20 protein-coding genes are annotated in these 20,493 nt (G+C 62.4%); 15 read left to right on the forward strand and 5 right to left on the reverse strand.

Annotated features, from left to right (window positions below; translation table 11 throughout):
* Window positions 1-107 precede the first annotated feature (107 nt).
* The 3 genes from G3545_RS19810 (at window position 108) to G3545_RS19820 (ending at window position 4,523) form a co-directional block, all read left to right on the forward strand.
* Window positions 108-506 carry a hypothetical protein gene (locus G3545_RS19810; RefSeq protein ID WP_170014972.1) on the forward strand — a complete coding sequence of 133 codons (399 nt, stop codon included), beginning with the start codon at window positions 108-110 and terminating at the stop codon, window positions 504-506.
* A 291-nt stretch (window positions 507-797) separates the two neighbouring features.
* On the forward strand, window positions 798-3,566 hold the full coding sequence (locus tag G3545_RS19815) for a glycosyltransferase family 39 protein (protein WP_170014973.1): 2,769 nt from the start codon (window positions 798-800) through the stop codon (window positions 3,564-3,566).
* Window positions 3,567-3,753: 187 nt separating this feature from the next.
* A protein-coding gene (locus tag G3545_RS19820; protein ID WP_170009084.1) for an IS5 family transposase occupies window positions 3,754-4,523 on the forward strand; the annotation gives its coding sequence in 2 pieces (ribosomal slippage) (window positions 3,754-4,068 and window positions 4,071-4,523; 768 coding nt in all).
* On the opposite strand, the gene G3545_RS19825 is transcribed toward G3545_RS19820, so the two are convergent.
* From G3545_RS19825 to G3545_RS19835, 3 genes are all read right to left on the reverse strand, one after another.
* Window positions 4,520-5,944 (reverse strand): HAMP domain-containing sensor histidine kinase, encoded by a 1,425-nt coding sequence (locus G3545_RS19825; protein WP_170014974.1) that lies wholly within the window; start codon window positions 5,942-5,944, stop codon window positions 4,520-4,522. The genes G3545_RS19820 and G3545_RS19825 overlap by 4 nt on opposite strands.
* Window positions 5,934-6,623 (reverse strand): response regulator transcription factor, encoded by a 690-nt coding sequence (locus G3545_RS19830; RefSeq protein WP_170014975.1) that lies wholly within the window; start codon window positions 6,621-6,623, stop codon window positions 5,934-5,936. Before G3545_RS19830 ends, G3545_RS19825 begins: the two co-directional genes overlap by 11 nt.
* Window positions 6,624-6,951: 328 nt before the next feature.
* Window positions 6,952-7,902 (reverse strand): ELM1/GtrOC1 family putative glycosyltransferase, encoded by a 951-nt coding sequence (locus tag G3545_RS19835; protein WP_170014976.1) that lies wholly within the window; start codon window positions 7,900-7,902, stop codon window positions 6,952-6,954.
* A gap of 249 nt (window positions 7,903-8,151) precedes the next feature.
* Here G3545_RS19835 and G3545_RS19840 point away from each other — a divergent pair, with 249 nt between their 5' ends.
* Window positions 8,152-8,655, forward strand: coding sequence for a hypothetical protein (locus tag G3545_RS19840; protein WP_170014977.1), 504 nt, complete (start codon window positions 8,152-8,154; stop codon window positions 8,653-8,655).
* Here G3545_RS19840 and G3545_RS19845 read toward each other — a convergent pair.
* Window positions 8,648-9,850, reverse strand: a complete 1,203-nt coding sequence (locus G3545_RS19845; RefSeq protein ID WP_170014978.1) for a polysaccharide pyruvyl transferase family protein — start codon at window positions 9,848-9,850, stop codon at window positions 8,648-8,650. The two genes, G3545_RS19840 and G3545_RS19845, sit on opposite strands and share 8 nt — an antisense overlap.
* A gap of 81 nt (window positions 9,851-9,931) precedes the next feature.
* Between G3545_RS19845 and pstS the strand changes: the two genes are divergently transcribed.
* The 9 genes from pstS (at window position 9,932) to G3545_RS19895 (ending at window position 17,166) form a co-directional block, all read left to right on the forward strand.
* Window positions 9,932-10,960, forward strand: a complete 1,029-nt coding sequence (pstS, locus tag G3545_RS19850) for a phosphate ABC transporter substrate-binding protein PstS (protein WP_170014979.1) — start codon at window positions 9,932-9,934, stop codon at window positions 10,958-10,960.
* A 50-nt stretch (window positions 10,961-11,010) separates the two neighbouring features.
* A complete protein-coding gene (locus G3545_RS19855) occupies window positions 11,011-11,892 on the forward strand; it encodes a helix-turn-helix domain-containing protein (protein ID WP_170014980.1) in 882 nt (293 codons plus the stop codon).
* Window positions 11,893-12,052: 160 nt separating this feature from the next.
* Window positions 12,053-12,760: an MIP/aquaporin family protein gene (locus G3545_RS19865; protein WP_170018174.1), complete on the forward strand. Its 708-nt coding sequence runs from the start codon at window positions 12,053-12,055 to the stop codon at window positions 12,758-12,760.
* A gap of 87 nt (window positions 12,761-12,847) precedes the next feature.
* Window positions 12,848-13,282: an arsenate reductase (glutaredoxin) gene (gene arsC, locus G3545_RS19870; protein ID WP_170014981.1), complete on the forward strand. Its 435-nt coding sequence runs from the start codon at window positions 12,848-12,850 to the stop codon at window positions 13,280-13,282.
* A gap of 55 nt (window positions 13,283-13,337) precedes the next feature.
* A complete protein-coding gene (locus G3545_RS19875) occupies window positions 13,338-13,757 on the forward strand; it encodes a PadR family transcriptional regulator (protein WP_246702489.1) in 420 nt (139 codons plus the stop codon).
* Between the two features lie 114 nt (window positions 13,758-13,871).
* The gene (locus tag G3545_RS19880; RefSeq protein WP_170014982.1) at window positions 13,872-15,164 is read left to right on the forward strand and encodes an MFS transporter; all 1,293 of its coding nucleotides are present in this window, start codon (window positions 13,872-13,874) and stop codon (window positions 15,162-15,164) included.
* Window positions 15,136-15,870, forward strand: coding sequence for an arsenical resistance protein ArsH (gene arsH / locus G3545_RS19885; RefSeq protein WP_170014983.1), 735 nt, complete (start codon window positions 15,136-15,138; stop codon window positions 15,868-15,870). The genes G3545_RS19880 and arsH overlap by 29 nt, the downstream gene beginning before the upstream one ends.
* Window positions 15,871-16,155: 285 nt before the next feature.
* Window positions 16,156-16,584, forward strand: a complete 429-nt coding sequence (locus G3545_RS19890) for a YciI family protein (protein WP_170014984.1) — start codon at window positions 16,156-16,158, stop codon at window positions 16,582-16,584.
* A 345-nt stretch (window positions 16,585-16,929) separates the two neighbouring features.
* Window positions 16,930-17,166, forward strand: a complete 237-nt coding sequence (locus G3545_RS19895; protein ID WP_170014985.1) for a hypothetical protein — start codon at window positions 16,930-16,932, stop codon at window positions 17,164-17,166.
* A 14-nt stretch (window positions 17,167-17,180) separates the two neighbouring features.
* Here the strand turns inward: G3545_RS19895 and G3545_RS19900 are convergent, their stop codons facing one another.
* Complete coding sequence (locus tag G3545_RS19900) at window positions 17,181-17,417, reverse strand: hypothetical protein (RefSeq protein ID WP_170014986.1); 237 nt, start codon at window positions 17,415-17,417, stop codon at window positions 17,181-17,183.
* A gap of 301 nt (window positions 17,418-17,718) precedes the next feature.
* Between G3545_RS19900 and G3545_RS19905 the strand changes: the two genes are divergently transcribed.
* Window positions 17,719-18,390, forward strand: a complete 672-nt coding sequence (locus G3545_RS19905; RefSeq protein WP_170014987.1) for a hypothetical protein — start codon at window positions 17,719-17,721, stop codon at window positions 18,388-18,390.
* Between the two features lie 303 nt (window positions 18,391-18,693).
* Window positions 18,694-20,484, forward strand: coding sequence for a solute carrier family 23 protein (locus G3545_RS19910; RefSeq protein ID WP_170014988.1), 1,791 nt, complete (start codon window positions 18,694-18,696; stop codon window positions 20,482-20,484).
* The last annotated feature ends 9 nt before the right edge of the window (window positions 20,485-20,493 follow it).

Consider the following 20,493-nt stretch of genomic DNA (forward strand, 5'->3'; position numbering starts at 1 on the left):
GCACGCAATGATCGCGTGCGCGCCGAACGCGGATGCATGGCGACCGTTGGAGGATGCCTGTCTCGCCGTACGGCGCGCCGGTTGCGTCCTGTCTGGTGGAGAAGCTCGTGTTGAAGGTTCTTCTGAGCGTCTGCCACGGGGAGCGGGGGGTGATTTGCGTCGTGTTCTGCGCGCCGCTGCTACTGACCGCATGTGCAACGAGGGAGCGCATTTCGCGCGTCGTCTTGCTCGACTACGAGCAGATCTCGCACGTCCAGGAAAGCGTCAGAGCCGTCCTGGACCACCCTGAAACAGCGAACTTCTTCTCGATGGGGGCAGGCGAGACGACAGACGGAATCCTCGTCTGCGGGAACGTCAACGCCAAGAGCAAGTCAGGCTCCACCGGCTATCAGCCGTTCCGGGGCACGCTCGTCGGCCAGCGTTTCGCCGTCGAAAAAATCGGTGATGGGCTCAGCGGGTCAGACGAGATCCGCGCGTCGTGTCTGGCCCAGGGTGTGCTCTTCTGACATCACCTGCCGCCGCCACGTTTCAGCGGGCGGAGGTCGCTCTTAGCAACTGCGGCGGCGGCCCAGGTTGCACGTCCAGGTTAGGCTGCATCATTATTCCCGCCGCGTCAGCAATGCTTCCCCGTCGTCAGTCTTCGCCATGTGGCCCGCCGACAACAGCCCGGCTTATGCTCGCCCACTAGCGTGGATAAGTCGCTCGCCGGCGGAAATCGATGCCGCGCATGTCAGCTTGATGTCAGCTAAAGCTCGAATGGTCGCGACGGCGACCGCACCGGTCGGCCCGCAGTTCGCGTGTTCCACCAGGGCTCCCCCTCGTTGCTCAATTCAGTCAAACCGCCTGTCCTCGTTTCGGTGATCGTTCCGACGCTGAACGAGGTGGACAATATCGACCTGGTGCTGGCTGCTATCGTGGCGGAAGCCGACAGCGGCGTTGAGTTCGAAATTCTCGTGGCCGACGGCGGCTCGACCGACGGAACCATCGAGCGGGTGCGCGAGTGGGAGCGGGCGGCCAATGTCCGCCTCGTGCCCAGTTCCGGCAATGGCGGCCTGGCCGGCGATGTGCTGACTGCGGCCAAGGCGGCCACCGCGGATGTCGTCGTCGTCATGGATGCCGACCTCAGCCACCCACCGGCTCGGATCCGGGCTGTCGTCCAGCCTATTATCGACGGCACCAGCGATATGGCGGTCGGCAGCCGCTACGTCGATGGCGGTGCCACTCCGGACTGGCCGTGGCGGCGGCGGCTCTTGTCGCGTCTCGGCGGATTGCTCGCCTGGCCGCTGACGGAATTGAAGGATCCGATGTCGGGCTTCTTCGCCGTGCGCAGGGAGCGCCTCCTGGAGATCGACCCGAAGGCCGCCGGCTTCAAGATCGGCCTGGAAGTCATCGCTCGTGGCGGCGGCTGGCTTCGTGTGAAGGAAGTTCCGATCGTCTTCCGCGACCGAATCCACGGACAGTCGAAAATCGGCATGGGCCAGATGGTCGCCTATATACGCCGCCTGCTGGTCCTCGCCGGCGGAGCCGTTTCCGTGGCAGGCGCCGCGCGGTTCGCCGTCGTGGGTCTGATCGGCATGCTGGTCGACCTGATCGCGTTCCAGACCTTCTTCGGCCTGGGAGCGCCGCTGCTTACGGCCCATGTCGGCAGCTTCACCATCGCCACGATTTCCAATTATTTCCTGAATTCCCGATGGGCGTTCCGATCTTCATCGGGCACCGGATGGGTGGCCTCGCGGGAGTATTACACACGCTTCCTGACGGTGTGCTTCCTGGCGCTCGCCATTCGTGGTGGCGTGCTCGCCGGGGCGACGGCCGTCTTCGACTTGACCCCGCAGATTGCCATCCTGTTCGCCATCGGGGCGGCGGCAATCGTGAGCTATCTCGGCTACGCCTTCTTTGTCTTCCCGTCCGCCAACCCGCGCGTGCCGTATGATATCCGCTGGCGCGTGGCGGCCATCGGCGTGGTCGGCTATGTCGTGGTGCTCAGGCTGCTGTTTCTGGGCCTGCCGGACCTCATCCCCGAGGAATCCTATTACTGGAATTACGCGCAGCATCTGGACATCGGCTATCTTGATCACCCGCCAATGGTTGCGTGGTTGATCTGGGCGGGCAGCAGGCTGTTCGGCGATAATGAGTTCGGCGTCCGCATCGGCGCGTATGTGTGCTGGTTCGCAACGGCGTACTTCAATTTCCAGCTGGCGCGAAACCTCTTCGGCAAATCGGCGGCTTTCGTCAGCCTGCTTCTCGTGGCGGCATTGCCGTTCTACTTCGTGACCGGGCTGCTCATCACCCCGGATGCGCCGCTGACCGCAGCCTGGGCCGGAACCCTGTATTTTCTCGAGCGGGCACTGCTCGCAGGCAAGCCCCGCGCGTGGTGGGGCGTGGGCGTCTGCATCGGCCTCGGCATGCTGTCGAAATACACGATAGCCCTGCTCGGTCCCGCCACCCTCATCTTCATGCTGATCGACGTCCGGGCTCGGAAATGGCTGGCGCGCCCGGGACCTTACCTCGCGGCGGTGATCGGCCTCGTGATTTTCTCACCCGTCATCTACTGGAACTACCAGAACGACTGGGCATCCTTTGCCTTCCAGGGCACGCGGCGACTTGAAACCGATTTTCAGTTTTCGCTTCCCATGTTGATCGCCTGCGCGGCGCTGCTCCTCTCGCCGCTTGGACTAGCCGCAGCCGTGATGGCCCTGGCGGCGAAAGGACGGAGGCGGCGCCCGAGCGAACTGGCGTCCGACGACCGCCGATCGTCCCGCTTCATGATGGTCTACACTCTGGTACCATTGTCGGTCTTCGTGGTGTTCAGCCTCGACCACAGCGTCAAGTTGAACTGGACCGGCCCATTGTGGCTCGCCACGCTTCCGGCGATCGCGGCCGCCATCCTCGCCATCGTGAAGCAATCAACCAAATTCGATATCGTCGCTCGCCAGCTCTGGACGCCGGGCCTTGCCTCCATCCTGGTGATATACGGGCTGGCGCTGAACTACCTGGTGTTCGGCTTGCCAGGCCTCGGCTATGTCGCGAAAGTTCCGGTGGCGTGGCGTGAATTCGGCCGTGAGGCGGGATCCATTGCTCGCGATGTCGAGCAGGCGACCGGCGAGAGGCCGGTGCTGCTGGGCCTGGATACCTATCACATCACCAGCCAGCTCGCTTTCTATAGCGAGGATGCCGGCGAGGGCGCCAAGGATGCTGTCGGGCGCGGCATTCTCGGCCACGCCAACAGCTTGATGTACGATTTCTGGTTCCATCCTGAGTCTCTACAGGGTCGGCCAGTCATTATATTCGCCTTGAAGAAATATCAGATCGACGATTCCAAGTTTGCCGCCCAATTCCGCTTGCTGGGAGAGCCTGTCGAGCGTGTCATCACCAAGAAGGGTCGACCCGCAGGACGCTTTTATTACCGTGTCGGCTATGAGTTTCGCGGTGGCGGCAGCGGTCCCGCAGCCCCGCAGGAACCGGACGTGAAGCCGGCGCCCCATATGCAGCCCCCGGTCCGGCCTGTACCTCCGCTCCATGAGGCCAAGGGCGGACACGATGAGCAGCAAGGCTCGTTGTGGTGAGGGCGACGCGTGGCGACTACGGCGCCGGCGATACGACAAGAAAGTGCTCTAGATTCAGTAGACTGGAGCAATTCCTCTTCGATCAGATGATTCCATCTGATCGGGAAATGCTCTAGGTCACATACCCATAAAGGGATTCCCTGCGGCTCGGTGTTCTGATTCATTGATCTCAGCCTTGGAGGTTGAGATGGCGCGATTTGACCTGACGGATTTCGAGTGGTCGGTGATCGAGCCACTTCTGCCGACGAAGGTGCGCGGGGTTGCACGCGTGGATGACCGTCGCGTTCTGAACGGCATCTTCTGGCGCCTGCGCACCGGGGCGCCATGGGCCGATATCCCTTCGCGCTATGGCCCTCATACGACCTGCGTGAACCGCTTCAACCGGTGGCGCAAGGCCGGCCACTGGGCGCGCATTCTGAAAGCCGTATCAGCTGCTTACGATGGCGATATCCAGATGATCGACGCCTCGTCGATCCGCGTTCACCAGCATGCCGCCAACGGCCAAAAAAAGACGAGCGATCCCGTTGCATGGGTCGCTCGCGCGGCGGCCTGACCACCAAGATCCACGCGCTCGTCGACGCCGAAGGCCGCCCGATCCGCCTGAAGCTCACCGAGGGCCAAGCTCACGACGGGCGCTCGGCCACCGACATGCTGGACGCGGTCGAGCCGGGAAACATCCTTCTCGCCGACAGGGCCTATGACAGCGACGCCTTGCGAGACGAGATGGCTGGGCGCGGCGCATGGGCCAATGTTCGCGCCATGCCCAACAGGGTCAAAACCCTCGCCTTCAACGCCTGGCTCTACCGCCAACGCAACGCTGTCGAGCGCTTCTTCAACAAACTCAAACACTTCAGGGCCGTCGCCACCCGCTACGACAAGCGAGACGACAATTTCCTCGCCTCAATCCAGCTCGCTTCAATTCGCATCTGGCTGCGAAGTTATGAGTCGGTCACCTAGGCTCGCCAACTGGCGGGAAATTCTATGGCTGCCGAATGCTGGGAGCTTTCGACGCTCCGCGGACTCGTTGGCAGATATACTTGGATGCGCGTAGTCGACGCATCGGGCACAAACGAGGCCTCGCCATTATGGTTGCGCGCGACCTGCCGGACGATGGCGAGACCGAGACCGGTCCCGCTTGAGGCGGGGTTGCCTTTACGGAAACGTGTGAAGAGCTCGTCGTCGCTCACCGCCGCGCCCTCGTCCGCAACCTCGATCACGAAGCCATGTGACGGCGTCACCACGGGTTTTACACTGACGCTGATCGCGCCACGCCCGTGAAATAGTGCATTTTCGATGAGGTTGCGGACCATGTCGCGCAGATCGTCCGGCTGACCGCGCACACGAGCATTGCTGGGCTCGTGAATATTGATGGCGCGTCCCATTTCTTCCGCCAGTGGTAGAACCGCCGCCGCCGCCTCGCGGACGATGCGCGACAGGTTGATGAGCGCCAGGCCCGTCGTATCGGCATCACCTCCAGCGCTTTCCTTGCGTGCCAGGTCAAGGAGTTGGTTGACGAGCCGGTTCAGCGTATCGACTTCGCGCTCCAGGGCCGGCCAGTCCATTCTGCCCTGGAGTCTGGACTGCTGCAGTCGCAGGCTCAAAACCGCCAAGGGTGTTCGAAGCTCATGGGCCGCGTCGGCTGTCAGCCGCTTTTCTATGGCATAGGCTTTCGCCAATCGCTCGACAGCTCCGTTCGTGGCATCGGCCAATGGCCGGATCTCGGCTGGAAGCGACTCGGTGTCGATGCGAGCGGATGCGTTCGCCGGGCCGATTGCCATGGCCTGATCGGTGGCGCGCGCCACGGGGCGCAAGCTCCACTCCGTGATCAACCAGATGATCAGCAAGGAGAACAGCACGAACGGCACCAGGACGGCGAAAAATCCCTCCAGCCCCTCTTCGATAAGCGTGAAGGCAAGCGCATCCCCGTCCGGCCTACTGCGCCCCACGACGAGCGTATGATCGTGCGCGACGCGAACCCCAAGTGTCGCGATGTGATCAGGTTCCGCATCGATGAATCTAAGATTGCCAAGCTTGCCCGATGCCGGAGCGTCGATCAGCGGAAGATCTACGGACAGGTTCGGGGAGCGGGCAACGACCTTCTGCTCTTTGTCATAGAGCGAATAGAATGATGTGGAGTTCGCTCCGGTGTATAACTGAGCCAGATTGCCCGGGAGTGAGAATGTAATGTCACCGTCATTCGAAACGGTCAGCGCGGCAAGCAATTCACGAGCTTGACTTTGGAGCGTTCGCTCCTCGAGATGCTGGCCGACCGCGTAGGCTTCAAAATAATAATACACCATGGCCCCGCCGAGGCCGAGCAGGAAAGTAAGCGACATAGCCGCAACCAGGCGGCGGCGGAGGCTATATTCACGCTTCACCGGTATTTTCCAACACAATACGGTAGCCGATGCCGCGAACCGTGTTGATGCTGACGCTGGCATCCGCGGCCGCGAGTTTTCTACGCAGCCTCGAAACCGTCGCTTCGATGGCGTTGCTACTCACTTCTTTATCCAGCGAATACAGGCGATCTTCGAGGGCGTCCTTGACTACGATCCTTCCTGCCGCGCGCAAGAGTTCCTCCAGCAGCGCCAATTCGCGGCGTGTCAGCTCGATGGCGACGCCTTCGACGAACACCTGGCGTGAACGGGGATCCAGCATCAGGCGGCCGAAAGAATTCGTGGTGGACCCGCGTTGCCCCGGGCGCCGGAGCACGGCACGCAACCTCGCCTCCAGTTCCCCCAGTTCGAACGGCTTGAGGATATAATCGTCGGCACCGGAATTGAGACCCAGCAGGCGGCTCTCGAGGCCGTCGCGCGCCGTGACGATCAGCGCCGGCAACCGTCCGCCGGTCTGGGCGTGCACCTGTCTCAGCACCTCCATGCCGTCAATATCCGGGAGCCCCAGGTCGAGCACAATGGCGTCGTAACTTATCGTGGCGACTGCGGAGAGGGCCTCATCGCCCGTCTTCACGGCGTCGACTACGAATCCGCACTGGGTCAGGTGATCGGCGACGATCTCCCGCATCGCCGCATTGTCTTCAAGCAGTAGTATCTTCATGCGGGGGCTTCTTCCCTGCCGGGCATTGTAGCCCGGATCGGCAATATTAGCCGGTTCAGATCAAAGCTCATACCCTCGCGCCCCGCATCCTGACGCCAGCTCGAGCCCGAGCAGCTCGTGCCGGTCAAATGCGGAACCGGATACTGTGCAGATCGATGAAACGGCCGTTCCGGCCCCAAAGTAAGGCTGCGCGCGCGCTGACATTCGGTGTCGCGCGGACCGCCACATGGTGGCGATACACACACCGGATGAACTGGTAGTGGCTTCTGTTGCGGGCCAGACGGTCGTGCGGCTCCACATCCTGCTCGGGCCGGCGCCCCGTTTGCAGCTATTCCTGGCCGAGACGGGCGCGGCGGGCTCGCAGGCGTTGGTCGATGATGCCCACTATCCTCTCGGTCTCGCGCGGCGGCTCGTAGTCATAAGCATCCAGGCGACCTTCGAATGGCCTCGTCAGCCGCAGGGTCTGCTGAAGGTCGCGGTGGTAAAACTCGAATACCTCCAGCCGCTCACCGGGAATGTGGGTGACGTCGAGCGCGTAGACCGGCCGCCCGGTCGACAGCGCCTCGCAGGGCATGGTGACGGAATCCTTGGCGATCAGGAATGCATCCGCGGCGGCAAGATAATCCAGATACGGGTTCTCGCTGACCCGATCCCACACCACCACCTTGCGCGAGCGCAGCTTGCCGAGCGCCTCCAGCGTTTTGTCGTTGGAGCGGCGGGAAACCGATATCACCACCGACCAGCCCTGATGCACCAGTTCGTCCACCGCCGCGGCAATGATCCGATGCGAAGCGGCATCGTAGGCATAGGCCCCGTTCGACCCGCCGATGAGCACCGTGACCAGCCTCTCGCCGTCCGGCGCATAGATCCGCCGCGCAGCGGGACGCCGGCTCGCCCAGAAGTCCGCGCTGAACCGATGCGGCACGCCGAGCATCCGATGATAATCTTCCCGGTCATCGAACTCCGGCCGCCATCCGTGACGGGAGACGAAGACGATGTCGTACCCCTCGATTCGCGGCCGCTGCAGATGAACGGCAAGGGGCGCGTCGCCATAGCTGCGCTTCATCTTGATGACGCGCTTCTCGGCGCGGAAGCCGCAGGAGACGATGAAATCGGGCTTGCATTCGGACCGTCGGAAGATCGGCGGATCGAGAAGCCTGAGAATGCCCCTGCGAGGAATGACCATCTTCTCAGCAGGAGAGGAATCAAAGTGCCTCGCGACCGCCACGCATTGCGAGAGGGTCCCAATTTTTGGTTCGCTCACAATCCAGGCGTTCATGTTTCTCGTCTTAAGCGATCATCCGGGCTGTGCGATTTGCCCGTCACCTCACACCCATAAATGGTATGTTTTGCAGCTGCAACTTCATTTTTCCGTAACGTAAGTGTGCAGGAACGCGAGCGAGAAATCGAACAGCCGCCCTCGCTTGCCGGTAGCGACTGATGCAATCATGAACGTATGGCTAGGTTATATACAGTAGTACTGTCCCGTTTGACTAGTAAAGCGAATGTAATTCCCTGAATATCGGCTATGTTCTGGGCCGCCCGTGATCGAAATTGCCATCAAAGCACTTGCCTACCGAGCGGTTGGGCGGCGCCTGTTGAAGGCGGGTCGTTGGTGGCGGCGGGCCATTTCTCGCGAGCGCTTGATCCCGGCCGTAGGACGAGCGGCAAGCGCGAAGGGTTGTTGACCCATTTTTGGCGGCGGGAACGCGAACGCTGCACATCGGTGGTTCAGAAATGCCTGACCTGGGGAAATTCGCTTGAATACCGGCGCCACCGCGACAGTTGCCTGGATGAATTGGAAGCCTCGCGCCTGGCAGGCGCGGATGCGCAGTGTTGGAACTGGCTATCGCATAGCGCTATTCAACGAAAACAGGTCGATTACCCGGAAAAGGGGATCGCACGTAAGATTCCCACAAAAATTAGCTGGGATGCAGTGATCATCAATCTTCATCACGCCAGCCCGTGGGCAGGCTTAATCGATACATGGCATTGCCCACGGCAGAGGAAGCCTCATCGAGCTATCAGCTGATCGCTCTTATTTCAGCGAACATTGCTGAAGCGTCGTTCCTGGCGCGTCTGATGTATATTTCTACAGCCGCATCATCGGCTTCTTTCCAGCGCGAAATAACATCAAAGGCCTGTCTGGGGTCGGTGGCCAATATATGCGACATCCCGGCGTCGGCCAGCATTCCCTCGGTCTTGGATGTGTTGGATGTCAATGCGGCGAAAGGTGTGCCGGCGAGCATGGACATGCATGAGGCGTGAAAACGTCCTGCGACTACGCCTTTGGCGCGCGCGACCATGTCGAGAATTTCGGAGGACGGTCGATATCTCGTGAGATCGATGATCATATTTGCACGTCGACGCATGTGTGATTTCAGCAGCGCTTTCCGCCACGCCTTGTAGGCAACTTTTTCGGGGTGCTTGGGTGGCGCAGGCTCTGCCGTCAGGCCATTGGCCATCAGCACCAGATCTGGGCGAAGGTTTACTTCAAGAAATGGATTCCTCGCCTCGGATGTGTTCATATTCATAAAGCGGACGTCGTCGCGCTCCAAAGCATATTCCGTTGCAATTCTACCGACCTCGGCGTTGGCATTGTCGGTTACGACGAATGTTGAGCCTGCAACGTAGGATCTGTAGTTCTTCATGACGTCGCTTGAGAGCGTCAAATCAGGCACGACGTTGACGTTCAAGCCCATGTGAGACGCGTGTCCTGCGCTCCGTGTTTCCCTTACAAATATCAAATCGAACGATCTGCAAGCGTCCGCCGTGTCGGTGTCGTTTCTTTCAAAGACCGTGTTGATGAGGACGCTGGGAATACCCGCTGACCGGCAATATGGCCCGACCGCCGCCAGCGCTTTTGCCTGCCTACTCGAGTCATGCAACGTACCCTCGCCGTTGACGATAACGATATCGGAATTGCGCATCGTTTCGATAAAGGCCTGATCGGTACGCCAGTCGGCATGAACAGAAGACGTCGCTGTAATTCTCATGCCCGCCCGTGCAGCGAGCGCGGCGATTTGGGCTACCACGACACGGCAACCCAGGTGCGCCTTGGTCGACGTATCGTTGATCAACACAGCCTTCCTGAATTCCATCATCGTGTTCCGCCGGCCATGCATGAGCGCGTTCTGGGACTTCGGGTTTTCTATGTCGAGTGCCCTCGGAAAATACAACTCACGGCCCGCGAAATACGCCGGCTTGCGCAGCAAAGCTATCGACATGTCGAGACCTCTCGACATAGATAATTGTCTAGATCAGCGCGCGCCGACCAATGGCGGGCGAGACAAGCAAGGGAGCGAGTCGTGAAACGCCTTTCCACCCTTATCGCTGCAACGCTCGTGATGGGCCTGTCCTGGACCGCCTCCGCCGCCCGAGCGGAGGAAGTCCGAGGCGCCGGGTCCACCTTCGCCTATCCGATCGTGTGGAAATGGGCGGACATATTTCGCCAATCGACCCAAAACATTGTTGGCTATCAGTCGATTGGATCTTCGGGTGGCATCAGCCTCATCAAGGACGGTGCCGTCGATTTCGGCGCGACGGATAAGCCGTTGAAGCCGGAGGAGCTTGAGCGGCTCGGCCTCGGCCAGTTCCCAATCGTGTTCGGCGGCGTGGTCCCGATCGTCAATATTGCAGGCATCGGGCCGGGTCAGATTCGCTTCACCGGCGCGGTCCTCGCCGACATCTATCTCGGCAAGATCACCACATGGTCCGATCCCGCCATCAAGGCGATCAATCCGGATCTGCCGCTGCCGGATGCCAAGATCGCCGTCATTGAACGCAGCGACGGCTCCGGCACGACCTTCAACTTCGTGTCCTATCTCGCCAAGGCCAGCCCGGAGTGGAAGGCCACGGTGGGGGAAGGCAGCTCGGTCGCATGGCCGACCGGCACAGGCGCGCGCGGCAATGAAGGTGTCGCGACCGAAGTCCGACAGGTCAAGAACGCGATCGGTTATGTGGAATTCACTTATGTGGTCCAGGCGAAGCTCGCCTATGGCCTGGTGCAGAACCGCGCCGGCAAGTTCATCGTCCCGAGCGCAGCCTCCTTCCAGGCGGCAGCCCTGAGTTTCGACTGGACGAAGGCCAGGGATTTCTACGTCATCATCAACGATTCGGCGGCAGAGGATGCCTATCCCATCGCCGCGACCACTTTCATTCTGATGTACAAGGTGCCAAAGGCGCCCCAGCGTAGTCGAACTGCGCTCGAATTCTTCCGCTTCGCTCTCGGCGACGGCAAGAAATACGCGTCGGATCTGGGCTATGTGCCATTGCCGGACACGCTTGTTGACCAGATCAAGGAATACTGGGCGAGGCAACTCAAGAGTGGAGCTTGAGCCGCGGTCATCGAATGTCGACCCTATCCCACCACGACCTGCGAGGCATGATGGACGAGACGAGGCTTTCTTCGGAAGACGTGACCCGGATCTTTGACGCGCTGGCGCAGTCGACGCGCTTCGAGACCTACCGTCTTCTGGTTCGCTACACGCCATATGGGCTGCCGGCGGGCGACATCGCCCGCCTGCTGGCCGTGCCGCACAACACCATGTCGACGCACCTGTCGCACCTGGAGCGTGCCGAGTTGGTGAGCGCGCGGCGCGAAGGGCGCTCCATCATCTATGCAGCGAACACGGTGCGGCCTGCGCGCATCTTCTCGCAGCTGATCGCGGGGATGGGCGTCAACGCCAGGCTGGCCGCCGATCCCGCCTTTCCTCAATTGCGGCCGGCGTCGGCGAACGACCGGCAATACAACGTATTGCTGGTGTGTTCGGGCAATTCGGCGCGATCCGTCATCGCCGAGGCGGTCTTGAACCGGGAGGGCCGCGGCCGCTTCCGCGCGTTCTCTGCCGGCAGCAAGCCGGGCAAGGCGCCGCATCCCATGGCGGTCAGCCTGCTGCGATCGCTCGGCTATGACGCAAGCGAACTCCGCTCGAAGAGCTGGCGCGAGTTCGGAGCAGCGGGCGCCCCACCGATGGATTTCGTCATAACGGTTTGCGACGCCGCGGTGGGCGAAGCGTGCCCGAGTTGGCCAGGCCATCCGCTGCAAGCGCACTGGGGCCTGCCGGATCCCGCTCGGGTCGGCGGCACCGAGGCCGAGCAGCGGGCCGCTTTCCTGGAAACCTACCGACGCCTGACGGCGCGCATCTCCGCCTTCGTGAACCTGCCGATCGAACAGCTCGGCCTGGCCGCGCTGAAGGAGCGTCTCGCCGGCATCGGTGAGATGGAAGGCGCGACGGAACTGACACTCAACGGGCGGGCCGCGGCCTGAGGAGACGGACATGACCGAGGAGAGACTGTTGAACGTGCTGTTCCTGTGCACCGGGAATTCGGCGCGTTCCATCATCGGCGTTGGACATGCTCGCCTTGCGGAAGCGGTTGGACGCCATCGGCAACGCGGGAGGTGCGGGTTCGCCTGCATCGGCCGCCTGATGTCGACCGAATTGCTCTGCTTATCCCGACGACTATTCTCCGAGGCGCTCGGCACGGGCATTCTGGTCGCGACGGTGGTCGGCTCCGGAATCATGGCCGAACGACTGGCCGGCGGGAATGTCGCCATCGCGCTACTCGGGAACACCATCCCGACCGGGGCGATCCTAGTGGTGCTCATCACCATTCTCGGCCCGGTCTCGGGCGCGCATTTCAATCCGGCGGTGAGCCTGGTCTTTGCCGCCCGCCGGGAAATGCCGTGGGGCGAGGTTGCACCCTACATTATCGCGCAATGCATTGGCGGCGTCGCCGGCACCGTGGTGGCACATCTCATGTTCGACCTCGCGCCCTTGATGATCGGGGTCAAGCCGCGAACGGGCCCTTCGCAATGGTTCGCCGAAGCCGTCGCCACCTTTGCCCTGGTGCTGACCATTCTCGGCGGCGTGCGCCATGCCAAGGCTGCGGTACCCTGGCTGGTCGGCCTTGTCATCACCGCCGCCTATTGGTTCACCGCTTCTACCAGCTTTGCCAATCCGGCGGTGACGCTCGCCCGCGGCTTCACCACGACCTTTGCCGGTATCGCCATTGGCGACGTGCCGGGCTTCGTGGTGGCGCAGCTCATTGGAGCAGCGGTCGGCGCATTGGCTGCCGCCTTCCTGTTTCCGGCCGCCATGGCATCGCCCTTGCGCGCCGCCCAGCCGGCCGAATAGCTCCAGCATCAGAAATTCGCCGATCATCAGCGGACGGATTCCGGCGAAGCTCGGCCGAGCCTTCATCAGACTTGAAAGGATACAGCCATGACCGAGGCGTCACACATCACCATCTGGCACAATCCCGATTGCGGGACCTCGCGCAACACGCTGGCGCTGATCCGCAATGCCGGGATCGAACCCACCATCGTCGAATATCTGAAGGCGCCGCCGACGCGGGAGGAAATCGTTTCCGCCGTCGCCGCCGCCGGGCTGACGGTGCGCGAAGCGATCCGCCAGAAGGACACGCCCTATGCCGAACTCGGGCTCGACGATCCCACGCTGTCCGACGAGCAATTGCTCGACGCCATGCTGGCTCACCCGATCCTGATCAACCGGCCGTTCGTGTTCACCACCTGGGGCGTGCGGCTATCCCGCCCGTCCGAGGTCGTGCTGGACATCCTGCCGCTGCCGCAAAAGGGGCCGTTCGCGAAGGAGGACGGCGAGGCGGTGATCGGTGCCGACGGGCAACGCGTGCACTGACCCTACCTATACCTTGATCATTGACATATTGAGGATCGAGGCATAGCGTTGTGGCATGTCGAGATCAGCGCTGCCCATCGCCGTTGCCAAGCCGGTTCCCGACTTCCTGAGCCGGGCCTATTGGAACGGCACGATCAAGATGAGTCTTTCCAAGTTCTTCATCCTGCGGGTGCTGCACCAGAAGCCGATGCACGGCTATGACGTGGCACGGATGGTCGAGCGGACGACGAACGGCTGCTGCTCGCCGACCGAGGGCACCATCTATCCGGTGCTGCGTGAGTTCGAGGAAGGCGGCTATGTCACCTCGGAAACCGAAGTGGTCTCCGGACGCGAGCGCAAGGTCTACACGCTGACCGAGAAGGGCCGCGAGGCTTTCAAGGTGGCGGTCGAGGCGTGGATGGACGTGACGCGCTTCCTGATCGATTCCGAAAAGCTGGTGAGCACCGATGCGGCGCCGTCCGACTGCTGTTCCTGACATTTTTTGTTTGCCTAGATACATCGATCGTCAATCCATTGATGCTCATAACGCTCCTCTGATGAAGCGGGCGCTTGCCGATGCCGCCTCACCCTTCGGCCGTGGGAGAACGGCGTGAGCGACGGCATTCTTGTCCAGCAGCCTTCCACTGTCAGGCCGCCAAGTCCCCGCAGCCCTTTCATCACTGGTCTCGGCATCGGGCAGATCTGCTCGTGGGGGTCGCTCTATTACAGCTTTCCGCTGATCGCCGAGGCGATGCGCCACGATCTCGGCTGGTCGAAGACCGAGCTTTACGGGGCGGCGACGCTCGGGCTCGCCCTTGCCGGCCTGGCCGCCTATCCGGTCGGTGCGGCGATCGACAGGGGGCATGGGCGCCTGGTGATGGCCACAGGCTCGGTGCTGGCCGGCGTGCTGCTGTTCGCCTGGTCCCAGGTGTCCGGGGTCCTCGTCTTCTACCTCTGCGCGGCGGGCATTGGCGCGCTGCAGGCGGCGACGCTCTACGAGCCCGCCTTCGCCGTGGTGGCGCGGCGCACCGGGGCCGGGCACGCGCGTTCCGGCATCACCGCGCTGACCTTGTGGGGCGGCTTCGCCTCCACCGTCTTCATCCCGCTGGTCCAGCTGCTGCTCGACCGGTACGGCTGGCGCGACACGCTGATGGTGCTCGGCGCGATCAATCTCGTGCTGTGCGCGGGCCTCTATGCCGGCGTCATCAATCCGGGGCTCGACCACCCGGCAGAGGGGCACGCCAGCTCCCAGGATGCTTCTCGGACAACCGGCTCGGTGGTCCGCTGGGCGATGCGGCAGCCGGTGTTCTGGGCGCTTGCCATCGCCTTCACCGCCTATTCCGCGACCTTCTCCGCCTTCACCTTCCATCTTTATCCGCTGCTCACCGAGCGCGGTCTCGACAGCGCTGCCGTGGTCGCCGCGATGGCGATCATAGGCCCCGCCCAGGTGGCCGGGCGCGTGGTGATATGGGTGTTGGCGCCGCGCGCATCCGTCCGGATCATCGGCTCCGCCATCATGCTCGTGTTCCCGGTGGCGCTGCTGATGCTGGCGGAATTGCCGCCGAGCTTCACGCTCATCGCCATCGTGGCTGCTCTCTATGGCTCGGCCAATGGCATCATGACCATCGTGCGCGGGCTTTCGGTGCCGGAGATGCTGACGCGGCAGGCCTATGGCTCGGTGAACGGCGCCCTCTCGGCGCCGTCCTCCGTCAGCCGCGCCATCGCCCCGCTTGGAATGGCGGCCCTTTGGTCCGCGACGGGTTCCTATGACGCCGTGCTCCTCACGCTCATCGCCGGCACGCTCGTGCTCGCGGTGAGCTTCTGGTCCGCAGCAATCCTGTCCCGCCGCGCCGCCCAACCTGTCCAGGTTTGCCATGTCCAGCGATCAGATCTCCAGCGATGAGCTATTTCCCGCGCTCGACGCGCAACATTTCGACCTTCCCGACCACGGCAAGCTGGCGGGCCGCGCGCCGTCGACGCATCCGCCGCGCATCCTGCTGCTCTATGGTTCGCTGCGGGAGCGCTCCTATAGCCGGCTACTGGTCGAGGAGGCGGCGCGGCTGCTGACGCGAATGGGCGCCGAGACCCGCATTTTCGACCCGCGCGGCCTGCCGATGCCGGACAGTGTTCCGGCCGACCATCCGAAGGTGCAGGAGCTTCGTGCGCTCTCGGCCTGGTCCGAGGGCCAGGTGTGGTGCAGCCCGGAGCGGCACGGCGCCGTCACCGGCGTCTTCAAGAGCCAGATCGACTGGATACCGCTGGAGGTCGGATCGGTGCGCCCGACCCAGGGGCGCACACTCGCGGTGATGCAGGTCTGCGGCGGCTCGCAATCCTTCAATGCCGTGAACGCCCTGCGCGTGCTCGGCCGCTGGATGCGCATGGTCACCATCCCCAACCAGTCCTCGGTGGCGAAGGCGTTCCAGGAATTCGACGCGGCCGGGCGGATGAAGCCCTCGCCTTATTACGACCGGGTGGTGGACGTCATGGAGGAACTCATCAAGTTCACACTGCTGACGCGCGACCACGGCCATTATCTCACGAGCCGCTATAGCGAGCGGAAGGAAGATGCCGAAAAGCTCGCGGCGCGAACCGGCCTCAATGCGATCTGACGATCGCAGCGTTCGGTGTGGCGCCTGAACAACGTCCGGCCACCGCGGCGCCCTGGCGCATATGGGTTTTCAGTGTGTGCCTGCTGAACCTTCGGCCCGCAAAATCAAGCGTCGTGGCGAAGGGCCCGCCAAGGAGGATGCGCCGCCGGCGGAATCCACTCCGATAGGCGCCTTGCTCTATCATGGCCGACAAAAATCTTTGGCAGCCTGTCGATTCCTTGCTCTACCGTTCGTCTGGATGTGGGGGCCCTTGTGCGGCCTCCGCGTCATGGGAGAGACAGGACGATGCGCGTGATAGTTCTGGTGAAGGCCACGAAGGACAGCGAAGCGGGCGTGATGCCCTCGACAGAGCTTTTCGAGGCCATGGGCAAATACAACGAGGAACTGGTCAACGCCGGCATCATGCTGTCAGGCGAGGGCCTGCACCCGTCCGCCAAGGGCAAGCGGATCGCTTTCGGCGGGCCGGGCCGCACCGTCATCGATGGGCCTTTCGCCGAGACCAAGGAGCTGATCGCCGGTTTCTGGCTCTGGGAGGTCAAGGACATGGCCGAAGCGGTCGAGTGGGTGAAGCGCTGCCCCAACCCGATGCCGGGCCCGAGCGAGATCGAAATCCGCCCGGTGTTCGAGGCCGCCGACTTCGGCGAAGCCCTCACTCCGGAACTCGCTGCACAGGACGAGCAGCTTCGCGAAAAGTTGGCCGGTCGCGCCCGCTGAGCGCTGCCCTGTCGCGGACCAGCGGTGCGCCTGCCAAGGGGAAGTCCGATCATCCTTCCCGACCGGCGCCCGCCGGCTGGCGCGGGGTGATGGTGGGCAGCGCCGGCAACATGCCGCCGCCGGCGGGCATCTTTCCCGATTACAGCGCTCCTATCGTGCGGAACTCAGGTGCCGGCCGCGAACGCGTCATGGTGCGCTGGGCATGCCTGCGCCCAAGAACGCCTGATGGAGCGAGTGGCCGATTTCGAGACCGCGTTAAAACCCCTTGTACAAGCGGCACCAAGGACCTTCCGGGACGTTACGTTAGTAGGAGCACATATAAAACGAGCGCCTCAAGGGAAAACGATGCTCACGGATGGCGAACACGAGTTACTTGGCGCGATCTATCGCCTTCTTCAGCACCATGGCATCGCCGTGGTCTCCCGCCGCGAGCTATTGTCGACGTCCATGGTCGCCGCAAGCCGCAGCGATGCGCTCGATCAGCTCGTGAAGAGAGGGTTTTTGGTAGAGTCCCCGTTCGGGAACCTCGTGCTAACCGCCAAGGGTATAGAGGCCGCGCAACATCTCAACCAGGATCAATGATCCCGCATCGACCGCTAAAGGCCGTCGATGCGCAAGCCTTTCACCAGGCCCTTCTCCGTGAGCATGATCCACACGCCATGCTGGTCTACGAAATGTTCGGCGACAAGACGCGCCAAGCTTTCCTTTACATCCGTGGAGAAGCCGAGGTCACGCATTCGCTTGCTCAGATCTTCCACGGTTGTCATGGAAACCTGATGTCGGCGCCAAGACTCGTACATGACCATCAGAAGGGTGTGGTCCTCGTCTTCCACATTGGCCCCTCCAGCCACCGAAGGTCTTCAGCTAACGCCTAAAATTGGTACGAAACAAGAAACAAAATAGTATCATCTGATCCTGCGCGCGGTGCCATCCGATTTTGCGCGCTGCGGAAGGCGGCAAATTTCCCCGCCGCGGCGATCCGGGGACGCCCTACGCTCCCTGCCGTACGACGCATGGACTCCCCCAAGATTGGGTAGTCTAATGATTTCAAGGGATTGGATGGTGTCCCGGAAGGACGCTAACGAGCGCTTGTGGTTCGAGCTGCGATTGGCCCGAAGACAGGGAGGTGCGGGCATGACCCAACCGAAGGATGTCACCCGTCCAAAGCTGCGCACACCCAGGGCGACCGCAATCGCGGGCATCATTTTCTCCGTCCTTCTGCTGATCATATTCTCGCTGCTCCGGAATGCCGTGCCTGCAGACCCACTGGAGCCGGGCGCGTGGCTTCTGGTCGATCGCGGGTCCATTGCGGTCGCATTGAACCTCGTGCCATTCGCAGGTGTCGCGTTTCTATGGTTCATCGGCGTCTTGCGAGACCGCCTCGGCGCGCAGGAGGATCGGTTCTTCGCTACGGTCTTTCTCGGCAGCGGACTCCTATTCCTTGCCATCATCTTTGTGGCTGCGGCGCTCATCGGCGCGTTGCTTCTGGCCAGTTCCACGGCGCCTGACGACCTGATCTCGACGAAGACCTTCGTCTTTGCCCGCGCCACCATCTATACACTGGTAAATGTCTACGCCCTCAAGCTCGCCGCGGTTTTCCTGATAGCGAGCTCGACCGCGGTGGTTTTCACGGATATCGCTCCCAGATGGATGGCCATCATGGGATACATACTTGCCGCCGTCCTTCTCTTCGGCAGCTATTTCACGAGCTGGCACCTGATCGTGTTGCCCATATGGGTGCTCATGATGAGTGCACATATTTTGCTTGACGAGTACCGCGCCGGGGCTCGGGAACGGGAGCGGTGAAGCTGGCAAATAAAGCTGGAGCCGCGGATGAGTGCCAGCCCCATCGAGCGCCCAAATGACCGCACTCGGTGCCGGCAAATGACGGGCCAATTGCATGCACACGGCGGCGCCGAAGAATCCAGTTCCGGCGCCGCCGCAGGCCGTCGGAAGGTACGGGCCTTCCTCAGGCCGACAAGCCTCGCAGCGAGATTGCGGGCGCGCCACGTCATATGTTGGCGGCAGCTTCAATCGCGCGCTCACGTCTCCAGAGACATCAACCGTGTCCGTGCACTCTCGTCGGCAAGCGCGACTTGCAAATGAGTGATGGGCCTGCGCGCGAGCAATTTGCTTGCATTTCCATGGCTCGCGCGGACCATGCCGAAAAGAGACGCAATGCTTGGGGGAGCCATGCGGAAGCCGCCAGCCAACATCACGATTGGCGTCGATGAGACGCCGCCCGCATTCCATCTTGTGCTGCTGGCCTTCCAGTATGCGTTTCTGCTGTGCGTCTACCTCGTCATCGTGGTTATCGTTGTTCGCGCAGCGGGAGCGGATCAGGAGACGGCGCGCAGCGCGGTCAGCATGGCAATGATTGCTTCCGCAATCGGCACTGTGCTTCAGGCGCTGCCTCGCGGACCTGTCGGCTCGGGCTTCCTGGCGCCGCCGGTATTCTCCGCGATCTATCTTGGCCCGTCGATTCTCGCTGCCAAGGCCGGCGGCCTGCCGGCGGTGGCCTGCATGACGGTGTGCGCCGGGCTCACCGAAATACTGATCGCTCGCTTTCTCCACCGCCTGCGCATCATCATGCAGCCGACGATCAGCGGGCTCACTATCTGCATTATCGCCCTGGAACTCGGCATTGTCGGGTTGCAGCACGCTCTTGATGTCAGCGGCGAAGGCACCGCGCTTTTTCCCGCGCACATCGCGGTCGCTTCGCTCACCTTTGCCGTCGCGGTTGGTTTGACCGTCTGGGGCAAGGGCGTCTGGAAACTGGTGTGCTCGCTGCTCGGGATGCTCACTGGCGTCGCCGCCGCCTTCGCGCTCGGTCTGTTCGATACCCGCACCCTTGTCTCACTCAGCGCGGCACCCTGGTTCGCCGTCCCCAACCCGAGCTACATCACGTTTCAATGGGCCCCCGGCCTCATGCCCGCCTTCATCGCTGCGGGTCTCGCCGCGGCGATCCGGACGGTAGGCGTGGTCAGCACATGCCAGAAGGCGAATGATGCCTCATGGAACCGCCCGAACTTCGCGAACATCCGGAAAGGAGTGTTCGCGGATGGCCTCGGGTGCGCGGTGGGCGGCCTCGTCGGGGCACCCGGCATGAATATCGGTCCGAGCCTTGTCGGCGTTTCGATCGCCACGGGAGTGACGTCACGCACCATCGCTTATGCGTGTGCGGCAGTCCTGGTCGTTCTGGCGTTCATGCCGAAAGTCGCCGACCTCTTCCTCCAATTGCCGCTGGCGGTGGCGGGAGCACTGCTGATTTTTACTGCGTCCATCATGCTCGCCAGCGGACTTCAGCTCATGATCGCCCGGACGCTCGACACCCGATTTACATTCGTCATCGGGCTCGGCCTGCTTTTCCCGCTGACCCGATTGGTCTCGACGAGCTATTTCGAGAATCTCCCGGGATGGCTGGGCATCATCACCAATAGTGGGCTCGCTCTGGGCCTCACCTCGGCGATCGGCCTTCTGCTGCTGTTCCGCATCGCTTCGGGTCACCAGCAGACGATTATCTGGCGGGAGTCGGAGGATGCCCTCGCCGAACTCGGCGCCACCCTGGAGAAGCGCGCCAAGGAGTGGGGTCTGACGAAGGACGTCATCGCGCGAGGGCTCGCAAACACCAGGCAAACGATGGAACTGTTGAGGGAAGGTCAGCTTCTGCGCCAGTCGGTTTCGATGCGGGCGGCGGAACGTGACAATTCCCTGGAGATCGAGTTGCACTACAAAGGGTTGCCGATGTTCGTCCCCGACCTTCTGAGCCAGCCCGAGCTGAACGAGGAGGCGCCAATGGCCGCCGGGCTGCAGGACATTGCCATCGGCGTGTTTCCGGATCGGTCGGCCACGACGTCGCGCGGCGCGGAAACGACAATCCGCCTCAGCTTCGACATGTAAGCTCATTCA

The organism is Starkeya sp. ORNL1, from assembly GCF_012971745.1.
In the GTDB taxonomy this organism is placed as follows: domain Bacteria; phylum Pseudomonadota; class Alphaproteobacteria; order Rhizobiales; family Xanthobacteraceae; genus Ancylobacter.